The following is a 12040-nucleotide window of genomic DNA, read 5'->3' as shown; positions in this document are numbered from 1 at the left end:
GCGGGTGCAGGGGCAGACGCCGTCGTGCCTTGGGCTGCGTGCTGAGTTTGGCTGCACGCGGTCAGTGAGCCCACGCAGATCGAAATGAATAACAGCGACCACGCGGTGACGCGACAGCGATGTGGTGAGCGTAGCAGAGAAAAAGATTGAGATAATGACACAGCGAGCTCCTTAAATCATAACGACACTGGCAAGCGTGAACGCGGCAACACTCAAGCCACCGGCAAACAGCGCATAGGGAAGTTGGGTTTTCACGTGGGTTAACAAATCACAGCCTGCGGCGATGGACGAAACTGCGGTGGTGTCGGATATCGGCGAGCAGTGGTCGCCAAATACACCACCACCCAGGATCGCAGCTACCACCAGTGACGGCGGCAGGCCAAGGGTTTGGATCAGCGGTACGCCAATAGGAATGAGGATCGCAAACGTGCCCCAACTGGTGCCGGTGGTAAATGACATAATGCCTCCTGCAATAAACAACAGCGGGACGACTAAAAATATAGGCAGGAACTCACCCACAATACCGGCCACAAATACCCCAGTGCCCAATACCTTTAAACTAGCGCCCAAGGTCAGTGACAGCAGCACAATACTGACCAACGGCAGCAGCTCACCCATGCCTTTAAAGCCAGTATCGACCAGCTCTTTGTGGGTAAATCGCCCGTGGCTTAGTAACAATAAATACGCAACAACACAGCCGAGCATCGTGGCATAAAGCACGGATTGACTGCCACTGCCTTGCGCCAGACTACCGCTGCCTGTCCACAGCATAAAGCCCACCATCGATACCACCATTACCGTTAAAGGAATGAGCATAAAGCGCGCTTTACTCGCCGGCGCTGCGGCTAATTCAGTGTCAGTGCGGGTAAGGTCTACTTCAGCCTGTTTCATTGGGCCATGCACTTTGTCGGCAAAAATCGTGTATAGCACGATGAGTAGCGTGATGATGGCATAGAAGTTAAACGGTACGCTGCCCCACAAAATTTCGGCGGGGCTTGCGGCCAATTCATAATTACTGAGCAAACCAAGCACGAACGCGCCCCAGCCATTCAGCAAAATCAGAATACAGATTGGCGCACTGGTGCTGTCAATAATATAGGCGAGTCGCGCCCGGCTCATTTTAAATTTGTCGAACAAGCCGCGGGCCAGTATACCGGCGGTAAGCACACTCAGGTTGGATTCGATAAAAACCGCCACGCCGGTAAAAAAGGTGAGCCCACCCACTTGCCGCTTACTGCGAGCCACCCCCCGTTTTATGAGTAGCTCGACGGTGGCGGCAACACCGCCAGAATCGCGAATATAGGCCAGTAATGCGCCAATCATGATACTAAACAGAAGAATGCGCGCGTTGCCTGGGCTGGTAATGATCTCAATCGCGCGCTCAATGCTGGTGACTGGGCTCAGCCAGAGTGATTGATCACCGGTGTGAAGTAATAACAGCGCCTCCGCGGATAATACCGCCAGCAGCAGCGCCAGAATGACTTCTTTTTTCCAGAACACCACGATGATGGCGACCAGTGGTGGAATGATTGAATACCAACCCATTGCTTAATACCCTGTTTTATTATTATGGTTGAGGTGCAAGAACCGCTTCATACACTAAACTAGCGACACTGCCATAGCGCCCGGTTTCAAAACGTCGCCCGACAAAGTCGGTAACAGCGTTGCCGTTCGACTCGGTGACAGTGTTGATTGGAGTATGCCGCATATTGGTCAGCAATATAATGGCTAAATCGTGGGTCGGATCTATCACCGTTAGCGTGCCCGTCCAGCCGGTGTGTCCAAAAGCGCGGGTGCTCGCGTACGGGCCAAACTGCCAGCGACGAGTACCGTCGGCGGCTAAGCGGAAACCCAACCCCATCGAATAATCATTCTGGCTAGGTTGGCTAAATTGATTCACCACTGCGCTGGGAAATAGCGCCTGCTCACCGTAGCCGCCACCATTGAGCAGCATTTGTGCTAATACGGCAAGGTCGGATGCTGTCGAAAACAGCCCGGCATGGCCTGAAACTCCGCCCATGCTGTAAAACGCTTTTTCATCATGCACCTCTCCGCGCAGCGTGTGGGTGCGCATGCGCGCAAAGTCGACCCGCCCATCGCGCGAATTGCCGTTCAGTTCTGTGGCGGCATACCGTGTCGCACCCGCTAGCTTGGTCAGTGGATTGAAAACGGTGTGGTGCAATCCTAACGGGCGGTACAGGTGATGTTCTACATAGTGGTCTAGTGCCAATCCGCTCACGCGTTCTACGAGCACCCCCAGCAACATAAAGTTGGTGTCACTGTACTGTGTGGCCAGACCGCGACTTTGGGTAAACGGTGCGGCCTGAACTAACAGGTCTTTGGTGGTATTGGCTTGCTGTGAAAAAAAGCGAGACCCTAGCGGATTGTCTTTGTCGTAAAAACCAATACTGGGCGCATAGCCGCTGCGGTGGTCAAGCAAATCGCGCACACTGCGTGCTTCTCGCCCATCACCGCGAAACTCTGGCAAGTAGTGATACACCGGGGTATCTAGCGACAATTTGCCTTGCGAGACTAGGTGCATAACCGCCAGCGTGGTCGCAAAGGTTTTGGTGTTTGAGGCGAGATCAAAGACCGTGTCTAACGTCATCGGCACGGGGTGTTCAAGCTCGCTGCCGTCAGGCGCATAGCGTTCGGCATAGCCATACGCAGTATGCTTAATAATCTTCCCCTGTTTAGCCACCAACAGCACTGCGCCAGGAAAACCGGCTTTAATATCAGCCTGTATAAACGAATCGACCGCTGTAAAATCGTAGCCGCTATTGGTGCTGGATTGTTCCAGTGTGGGGTAGGGAATAGTAATGTTGAGTTTGGCTCCGTCAGGCCGGACATTCTCGACCTTCAATAGATTTTCACCATCGCGAGTGCGTCTTGCTAGGGAATAGGTTTGCGGCTGATTTGGCAGAAAACCATCATTCAGTTGTAATTTCTCTCCGTTGACGAAGATATCGGCATGTACAGGCTCATTTTGGGATCCTGCACTGCCACTGTCAGGTGCTGCGCCTTCGAGGGTAATGGAGCCGCGACCCGCGTAACTTTTGAATCGGGCTCTGTCGTTCACCCATTGTCGATCGGAGCGCTGTGCGAGTGGGAATACCGTATCAATCTGGCCCCTTTTCGCTGGTGGTTGCGTGACTACCAGTACAGCGGAAGCTTCCTCTTCATAACGATCCAGCAGTTGTTTGAGCTTGTCGGGAAAATATTTATCCAGCAGCGCAAACAGCGCGGCGTTGGTGTGGCTGTCATTGTCGCCACTCACTTGGGTGGGAGTAAAATGCATCTGAAACGCCGATAGGGTGTCTGTGGTCTTTTGGTCGTAAACGCCGGTCTCAATCAGTCCATAGCCATACTCGCGCAGCGCCGCTTGCGTCAATCCAATGGAAGGCAGGCGTTCATTAAACAACGACCAGTAAAACGTAAGCGTTTCGTTCTCATACCATGCACCTACGCCAGCCTTATACAGTTGATACCAAGGAAAGCGCGGGCCAGGGTCATTTTTGCGAGAGGGCGCAATGTCAGAGTGGCCGACTACGGCGGTGGGATGGATGTCTGGATGACGCGATAAAATCGACTGACTCAGCTCTATCAACAGTTGAATTTGTTCCGGGTCGTAGTCGGGAAACAGACAAACCCGGTTGCCGGCGTTTTCCGCTCGGCTAGGCCCCAAGGCGTTGTCACGTTTACACTCAGGCACATTGACAATTTCAATCCCAATCGACTGGTCATTGAGTCCGGTTCGACCTTGCCAAAAACTGTGTCCGGCGTGCCACGCGCGGGCTTGTTCATCGACCAGTTGCAATACCTTAAGGTGGTCGTAAGGGTAGGTGGGATCATGCTTTTCAGGTAACAGGTAATGCGAGCTTAGCCCGCCGTCATCGACTAACGCGCGCACCGAACGCGCGTAATTGATGGCAGTGAAATGCATGACCAGCACATGTACACGGGTATTTTGGTTGTGTGACGGCATCTGTTCGATAGCGCGGTGGCTGCAACTCATCACTAGCAGCAACACACCGAGGCAGATAACCGTTCTAATGGCCTGAACCATCAGGTGACGGGCGTTAAAATAAAGCGATTGGTAGTTCATCATATTGAGCGGCACTGTTGGGAAATATAATCTTGATGAGCGGGCATCTGCGCCTTGCCTGCGGCGATGGCTTGGGTGATTTTGTCCATCAGGTTGTCGAGCTCTTGCGCAGGGATGGCATTTGCCATCGGGTGATAGCTCTGAGGTTGAATACCCTGACCATTAAGTACCGAAAACCAGCTAATTTCGTTAAACATCTCTGAATTGTCGCGAAATATTCGCCCACTACTCTGGTACAGCGCAATTTTATCAGCCAACGTATCAGGGATCTCCATGTGCTGGCAGTATCGCCAGAAAGCGCTATCGTCACGTTCGGTCGCTTTATAATGCAAAATCACAAAATCCCGAATACGCTCTATCTCGAAATCGGTATACCGGTTGTAGGCCGCCCGATCGGCATCGCTGCATCGATGTTGAGGAAACAAACTGATAAGGCGTGAAATACCTGATTGGATCAACTGAAGGCCTGTTGATTCCAGTGGTTCAATGAATCCTGCCGACAAGCCGATGGCAACACAATTCTTGTGCCATGCTTTGTGGCGTTTTCCATTCTGCCAGCGCAGCGTGCGAGGCTCACTCAACGCTTTAGCGGGCAGGCTGTCTGCAAGTTGTTGAGTGGCTTCGTCGTCACTCATAAAACGGCTGGAGAACACATGCCCGTTGCCGATACGATGTTGTAGCGGAATTTGCCATTGCCACCCAGCAGGTCGTGCAGTAGCTCGCGTATATGGCTTAAGCTCCGTGATGCTTTCGCAGGTTTGTGCAACCGCCGTATCGCAGGGAAGCCAATGCCGCCAATCCTCGTAACCTACCTGTAATGTTTTCTCGATAAGCAGAGCCTTAAAGCCGCTGCAATCGATAAACAAGTCGCCTTCAACTTTGCCTGACTGCGCCAACTCAAGCGCTGTGATGTCGCCACTGGGGGCCATTTGTGCGGCAATAAAGCGGTCGTCAATGAGCTTAACCCCACGCTCCAGTGCGTAATTTTTTAAATATCGTGCGTATTCCACGGCATCGAAATGAAATGCATACTGCAAATGTGCCAGTGGGGTTTTGCTGCCCTGTTGTGGACGACAGAATTGGTTGTCTTTGGCTGCCGCCCATTCCAGACAATAGCGGCTTAAATCCAGCGGTTCGGCTCTACTGTTTGCGGACGTTTGGTGTTGCTGGCGCAGCCAGTAATGGTGAAAAGGTACGCCATACAATGCGACGCCATAAGGACCAAACGGGTGCATATACCGTGAGCCGGGCTTGAACCAGTCAACAAATTCAATGCCTAATTTAAACGTACCTTGTGTTTTACGTAGAAAGTCATTTTCGTCGATACCGAGCATTTGATTGAATTGACGGATATTCGGGATTGTCGCTTCACCCACCGACACCGTACCGATGTCACTGGATTCAATGACGGTGACGTCATACTGCTGTGTGGTGAACGTGCGCGCTAAGGCCGCGGCCGTCATCCAACCGGCTGAACCGCCGCCCAAAATCACCAGTCGTTTAAGTGAATGCATAGTTAGGGGCTATTGTGTTTGCGTTGTTGCGTAAAAAAATAGGCGGTTAGCTTTCGCCAACCGCCACTACTGTACCGTCAATAACGTTAACTTAGAAGTCGTACGTTACCTGCACTGTGTAAGCGCGGCCACGCGGGTCGGCTACACGCGGATCGAATGCAGCACCCGGCGAAAAGTCGTTTTGATGCGCCGTAAACGGCGGATCGCGGTCAAACAGGTTTTTGATACCAAAAATCAAACGCGTGTCATCAAAGCCGTTGTAAGTCAGGCTGTAGTTATAGATTAAATAACTGCCCACTTCACCATCGTAATTGGGTGGATCGATTTCGCCCGACTCAATGCCCGGTGGCGTCTCATCGTCGTAACTGTTTCTGAATATTTGCGTTAGATTATGAGTGAAATCATCATGTGCGTAGGTAAAAGACACTGTGTGCTTCCAACGCAATGGGATGTTACCACGAGAGTGAGTGCCCACTAAGTTAGGGCCAAACTCTGCGTTATCCAACAATTTCTTTTTGTCTTCCAGCAAATAGCTACCGTTGAAGTTAATACCCCACACACCTGTGTACAGCTCACCATTTGCCTGCACACCCACTTCAAGACCGCTGGTGTTGCGTTCACCGGCATTGATAAAGCGTTGGTCAATGGCTCTCAGTTGCCCATCGGGAGAGCGTAAAAATTTATCCTGAAACAAGTCATAATTTTCAACCAGCTCATCCAACGAAGTGGTTTGGATGGTTCCGTCGATAATGATTTCCCACCAATCAACATTCATGGAGAAGTGCTTGCTTGGTGCATAAACCACACCCAAACTAGCCTGTTCTGACTCCTCGGGGCCGAGATCAAGCTGACCGCCTGAGAATACGATAGGTGTTATTGCCTGACACTGCGGGTTGTTTGGATCGACCACGGCTCCAGGACAGAACTCAGGATCAGCAAAGTCAGTGCCCGTGTAAGGCGTTTCGGTTAAACCGTTAAACAACTGGTTGAACGACGGTACTCTAAATCCTTCTGAATACGCTCCGCGGAAAAGAAGGTCATCATGTGGACGCCACGTGAAGCCATACTTGGGATTGGTAGTCGCACCAAAGCCCGAGTAATCATCGCGACGCACCGCCAGATTCAGCTCGAATGACTCAATCACGGGGATCAAAGCTTCTGCATAAACTGCCTCAATAGTGCGATGCACATTTTCCAACGCATTAGCATCGTCAAACGGCGCACCGTAGATCTCGGGACGGTTATCCGCCGCGCGTCGGTCGCCATTAAATTTATATTCTTCACGACGAATATCCACGCCCGCGGCCACAAATATCGTGTCGCCACCAAGCCCTAAGCTCCAGCCGGTATCGCCAGTGATAGACGCATCAAATTGGGTCATGATGGTTTCGCCACCAAACAGCGTAACACCTTCGGCAGAGGCCGCTTGAAGTGCCGCTATGCCTTCAGGGGTTTGAGAATCTCCGGGTAGCACGAACGGATTCACTACACCTGAACCGATGGCTTGAGCGAGCTGCTCGGTATAGTGGTAACCGGTGCCGAGTACCGAGTCAGCTTCGTTGGAGCTGCGCCCAAGACCGACTTTATAATCCCAATCGTTCCACGTGCCGTTGATGCCCAATTGGACTTTGTACGAAGTGGTGGTGGTTTCGATTTCACGCGGGCCACAATCTACGCAGCGCCAGCGATAAGCAATCGGCGCACCGATGTTGAGTTGCTCGGCACCGTAATAATCAGACAAAGCGTTAACAATGTAATCATAAGATGCGCCCGTGCTTGGATACCAACCATCAGCGCCGATAGCCCATGGCGTGATTTGGTTTGGTTCGAAGACTTTGTTTGAGGTCACTTCAGATCCCAAAAACTCGACAAACCCTTCTGCGCTGTCACCCAATTTGATGGTACCGCGCGACACGAAGTCGATACTTTCAACCGGTTGTTGTAGCACTGATGCACGCGGGTAGTCCCACGCACAACTTACACCCGTATTACGCGTTCTGTTCCACAGAGCGGCGGTATCCACGCCCATGAGCGGGAGTGACTCACAACCGGGTTGCCCAGGTAGCGCCAATACGTTAAGCACATCGTTCTCTAGGCCGGTATTCGGGTTGATTAAACCGCCACCAATGAGGTTGTAGTGGCTACTGGTGGGATCATTGGGGTTATTCCAACGATCGTTAATCGACGCAAATGGTGTACCGCGAGTATCCGGTGACAAACCGCGGTCAGGTTGGAAGGTATTGGTAAAGTCGCGGTCAACACCACGCAAGATCTCAGCTTTCTTAAAGGTGGCTGAGGCCATGATGTTATAGCCATCTTTATTGATATCGCCAGTACCACCGATCAGGTTCACGCGATAGATATTACCGCCGCCCGCTTCGGTGTGATCGGCAAAGGCTTCAGCCTGTACACCTTCAAAGTCTTTTCTTAGGATAAAGTTAATTACCCCACCAATGGCATCGGTTCCGTACACCGCAGATGCACCATCACGTAATACTTCTACTCGCTCAATGGCGGCAAAAGGTATCGAGTTCAGGTCAACCGAACGGCCTTTTAAACCATGCGTGGCAACGCGTCTACCGTTGAGCAATACGAGTGTTGAGCTGGCACCTTGCTGACGTAAGTTGGCCGATGACGCGCCGTTATTTCCTCGCTCTTCACCCCCCACAATACCGGCGTTACTGGCTAGGTTGTCGTTTGAGTTAGAGGCAATGTTAAGTTGTAGAAATAATTGATCTGCAGAGGTAATGCCTTGAGCATCAATATCCGCTTTGGTGATCACGGTGATGGGTAAATCACCTTCGAGATTGGTGCGTTTGATACTTGAGCCGGTCACTTCGATCCGTTCGACTGTGTCTTGTTGCTCTTCGTCATTAGCCTGTTGGGCAAAAACCGTTGAGCTCATTCCGGACATCGCAAGCACCAGTGCAATTTTATTGAGTTTCACTGTGCGTCTCCACTTGTGTTTTTATCTAATTGTTATTCCCCACTTATACTGCTTGTGGGGTGTCTGTCAGAGGCTGGTAGTGCGAGTCGGTCACAACGATTCAGCCACTGTCGTTTGGCGAAATAGTTTCGTTTACGGCGAGATTTGCGTAGTTATCGAACAAACCATACTCAAACTTGCACGCAGACGAAAATTTCATCACGATCTCAAATTAGCACACCGTGTTCTAAAGTAAATAATAATTTATTCTAAATTGATTGATTTGACCTTCATTTTTATTCTTTAGCGAGAAACGGGTTAACCAATATTTCGATGGAATCCCTTTGTTGGTGGTGGTTCACCTAACATAGGTGAAATTAACTTCGTTACAGGTTAAAGTGGAATAAATTATTATTTGTTACATTTTCTGGGACTGTTTATGGCGCGTTTTCGGTTGAAAAGTTATTGGTTTCCTCTACTCATCGCGACAATGGCTCTGCCGGTGTCGGCTGAATCACTGGATCATTGGCTCGGCCAGAAGCAAATGCTAGACCTGCGCTATTACTGCCAAGACGGAACACCCACCAAACTGTGTAAATCACCAGTGCTATCGGTCCCTGAAGCGCTAGCATCAGTGATCGTGGATCATCACATCGGTGGTATCATTTTGTTTGCTGATAATTTGGTGTCGGCACAACAGACTCGTCAGCTGACCGAACAGTTGCAGGCTATCGCACGCGACGCTGGATTGCCGCCCCTGTTTATCGCCATTGATCAGGAAGGGGGGCGTGTTTCCCGTTTGCCCGATGGCGTCGGCAACGCGTTTGCCGGCAATATGGCGATTGGCGCTACTTATCAGGGCCATGGCGTTTCATTCGCCCGGCAAATGAACGCCGCCATTGCCGAGCAAATTAAACCCTTAGGCTTTAATGTCAATTTTGCACCGACTGTCGACGTCAACGTGAATCCTGATAATCCGGTGATCAACGTGCGCTCTTTTGGCGAAAGTGCTGAGATGGTGGCTGACTTGGGTATTGCTGCTGTACACGCGCTACAGCAAAAAGGCGTTATCAGTGCGATGAAGCATTTTCCTGGGCACGGCGATACGCATGTCGACAGTCATACGGGGTTGCCGGTAGTTGAACACGATCGCAAACAGATTGATAAAGTCGATTTGTTGCCATTCAGTCGTGCGATCGAAGCGGGAGGCCTGAAAAGCCCAGCCATGATCATGACAGCACACATTCAATACCCAGCGTTGGATAATAGCCAGTTTACTACCCGAGATGGTGACAAAACGATTCTTCCAGCAACACTCTCCCGACGTATTCTGACGGGGATATTACGTGAAGAAATGCAATACGATGGCCTTATCGTAACAGACGCGCTCGATATGGCCGGTATTGCACACTACATGGATGAAGCCAGCGCCATGTTAGCCACCTTCCACGCTGGCAGTGATATCGCGCTGATGCCATTTACGTTGCGCAATCCAGAAGATATTTTACGCTACGCCACAATGATGACGACGGTTAAACAGCGCATTCATGATGGCGGTCAAACGACCGATTTAGTTCCCACTCGTGAGGCGCTGAGAACCTCGGCTGAGCGTATAGCGGCAGTGAAAGCGACATTTCTAAACGAGGATACTCGGTCTACTGCCAACACCGAGCCTCAAACATTGGCTGTGAATATCAACGCGGAACATGGCGCATTAGAACAAGCGCTGGTCGAGCACGCATTCACCTTGATTAAAGGCAGTGAGCAATTGCCAATAGCCCCGCAGCTGCGTATCGCCGCGCTGATGCCGGATACGGCTCGTTGTGAAGCGCTCTCTTTTGCACTAAAACAGCGGCAACAGCATAGGGTAAGCTGCTTACCCCTTTCCTCTGCCATCAGCAAAGACCAGATTGCGCAGCTATTACGCTCGGCTGACAAACTGATCGTTGGTGATATTAGCCCACAGCACAGTTTAGCCGAAATGGGCGGTATGGACGATTTAGCTTCATGGCGTGACCGGATGGATAAGCCTACCCAGTATGCCGCCATTCATGCTGCCCTTCAGCACGCGAAAGAGGCATCGATACCGGCTATATTTATTGCTCTGCGAGCCCCTTACGTCATCGATCAGTTTGCCACGCAAGTAGATGTTGCGTTGGTCACATACGACTATCGGGTTGAGATGCAGGCAGCACAGCCGCAGGGGGTTATCTACTACAATATAGCTCGTTGGCTAGCGGGCGACTTTCGCGCACATGGTGTGCTGCCTGTTTCGATTGATACCCCCGTAAGCGCAGAGACTGAATTGTGATGGTTGCACATTTGCGAGGCTTGCTAGCCGGACTCCCCAAAGACAGATTATTGGCTGTTGATGTTTTTCGTGGTCTGGCTATTACTGCGATGGTGTTGGTCAATAACCCCGGCAATTGGCAACACGTATATCCGCCGCTTTTACATGCACAATGGCACGGTTGGACACCTACCGATCTCATCTTCCCATTTTTTGTGTTTATTGTTGGCATTTCGATTGTGCTTGCACGCTCCAAAACGTCGGCACGACATGTCAGCATCTCAGCAACAGTGGGCAACGCGTGCATTCGCGCCGCTAAGCTATTTGGGCTGGGCCTATTTTTGGCGGTGTTTTATTACAATTTTCGTGATCCGGATTTTAGCTGGTGGCAGTCGCGCATTGAGCACATACGAGTACTTGGCGTCTTGCAACGTTTGGCGCTGGTGTACTTGGGTTGTATTGTTCTGGCGCTCATTTGTTCATGGCGAGGTTTGATCATAGCGGCAGCCCTATTGCTGCTTGGGTACACAGGAATATTGTTATACATGCCCTACTCAGACGGAGTACAGCAGTATCAAGGGCTGCTTTTGTTCGGCAACAATGCTGCCGCTTACGTCGATGCTGTGGTATTAGGTAGCCAGCACGTCTACTATCCTACCGCGCAGCCTTTTCCGTTTGATCCGGAAGGTATCTTAAGCACGATGCCAGCCATAGCCAGTGGTGTAACCGGCATGCTCGCAGGCGTCTGGTTGCTGTCTCGAAAAACGGTTGCGACCCATTGCGCAGGTTTGTTGCTGGTAGGGACGGTCGCACTACTGGTTGGCCTATGGCTGGATCAATTTCATCCCATCAACAAGGCATTATGGTCAAGTACTTACGTGCTGATGTCGAGCGGCCTGGCTGCCATTACATTAGGTGTTTTGCTGTGGATACTCGACATCAAACGCTGGCGAATTTGGTGTGGGCCTTTGCTGGTGTTTGGCGCAAACAGTATCGCGTTCTTTATGTTTTCTGGTGTGTTTTCGCGTATTACCGTGATGCTGAGTGTCGGTGAGCAATCGCTTAAAGGATGGTTATACACGCATTGGTTTGCGCCTGTGTTTGGCAACCAATTGGGGTCGCTAATGTATGCCTGTGCCGTTTTGATGATATCGTATATGCTGTTTCTGTACCTTTACCGACGTGGATGGTTTTGGAAAGTGTAA

6 protein-coding genes are annotated in these 12040 nt (G+C 51.0%); 2 read left to right on the top strand and 4 right to left on the bottom strand.

Going from position 1 to position 12040, the window contains the following annotated elements; translation table 11 throughout:
- Nucleotides 1–171: 171 nt before the first annotated feature.
- The 4 genes from KIU71_RS06060 to KIU71_RS06045 all read right to left on the bottom strand — a co-directional run bounded on the left by KIU71_RS06060 (nucleotide 172) and on the right by KIU71_RS06045 (nucleotide 8566).
- The gene (locus KIU71_RS06060; protein ID WP_214130290.1) at nucleotides 172–1545 is read right to left on the bottom strand and encodes a Na+/H+ antiporter NhaC family protein; all 1374 of its coding nucleotides are present in this window, start codon (nucleotides 1543–1545) and stop codon (nucleotides 172–174) included.
- Between the two features lie 22 nt (nucleotides 1546–1567).
- A complete protein-coding gene (gene pbp4b / locus KIU71_RS06055) occupies nucleotides 1568–4108 on the bottom strand; it encodes a penicillin binding protein PBP4B (RefSeq protein WP_250207312.1) in 2541 nt (846 codons plus the stop codon).
- The gene (locus KIU71_RS06050) at nucleotides 4105–5619 is read right to left on the bottom strand and encodes a tryptophan halogenase family protein (RefSeq protein WP_214130289.1); all 1515 of its coding nucleotides are present in this window, start codon (nucleotides 5617–5619) and stop codon (nucleotides 4105–4107) included. The genes pbp4b and KIU71_RS06050 overlap by 4 nt, the downstream gene beginning before the upstream one ends.
- A gap of 91 nt (nucleotides 5620–5710) precedes the next feature.
- Nucleotides 5711–8566: a TonB-dependent receptor domain-containing protein gene (locus tag KIU71_RS06045; protein WP_214130288.1), complete on the bottom strand. Its 2856-nt coding sequence runs from the start codon at nucleotides 8564–8566 to the stop codon at nucleotides 5711–5713.
- A gap of 418 nt (nucleotides 8567–8984) precedes the next feature.
- Between KIU71_RS06045 and KIU71_RS06040 the strand changes: the two genes are divergently transcribed.
- Together KIU71_RS06040 and KIU71_RS06035 are read left to right on the top strand one after the other, a co-directional pair.
- Entirely contained in the window at nucleotides 8985–10856 is a 1872-nt protein-coding gene (locus tag KIU71_RS06040; protein WP_214130287.1) for a glycoside hydrolase family 3 protein, read from the top strand.
- Nucleotides 10856–12040 carry an acyltransferase family protein gene (locus tag KIU71_RS06035; protein WP_214130286.1) on the top strand — a complete coding sequence of 395 codons (1185 nt, stop codon included), beginning with the start codon at nucleotides 10856–10858 and terminating at the stop codon, nucleotides 12038–12040. Before KIU71_RS06040 ends, KIU71_RS06035 begins: the two co-directional genes overlap by 1 nt.

Origin of the sequence: Alteromonas oceanisediminis, from assembly GCF_018474025.1 — a bacterium.
Classification (GTDB): domain Bacteria; phylum Pseudomonadota; class Gammaproteobacteria; order Enterobacterales; family Alteromonadaceae; genus Alteromonas_E; species Alteromonas_E oceanisediminis.
Note: the sequence above shows the minus strand (reverse complement) of the source record. Positions and strands in the feature narration are given on the sequence as shown.